We start from the raw sequence: 406 nt of genomic DNA, 5'->3' as shown, positions 1-406 counted from the left end.
AAAATCGATTTCAAATAGTTATCCTTTGTTTGATGAATATGCAAATAACTTAATGGGATCGGCTATAAGTGAAGGCATTGTCAATATAAGTGATATGGATAAATATAAAGCTATACATGCAGGATTGACTGATAAATTACTTTTTAAGTTACCATCTTTTGAATTTGCAGAAGTAGATGAAATTTTAGATATTAGAAAAGAATTAGAAAGACCATTATTAAGATTTCGAGGAAAAACAATTGAATATGCTGAAAGCATCCAAACATTACCTTGGGACAAGGATTTTGAAGATGAGTGTTGCATTTTATATAACAAAGAAATAGTACCATCTATATTAGAGATCGAAGAAATGATAGAAGATAATAATATAATTAAAAATTTAGGAATTACATTATTAACAGATGAA

General features: G+C 26.8%; 1 protein-coding gene. It reads left to right on the top strand.

Translation table 11 applies throughout. The features are described 5' to 3' along the window. A partial coding sequence (locus tag RCF13_RS06695; RefSeq protein WP_308140981.1) for a hypothetical protein occupies nucleotides 1–406 on the top strand: 406 nt, incomplete at both ends.

It is taken from the genome of Stenotrophomonas maltophilia group sp. RNC7 (assembly GCF_030910085.1).
Taxonomy (GTDB): domain Bacteria; phylum Pseudomonadota; class Gammaproteobacteria; order Xanthomonadales; family Xanthomonadaceae; genus Stenotrophomonas; species Stenotrophomonas sepilia.
This window is presented reverse-complemented; position numbering and strand designations above follow the sequence as displayed.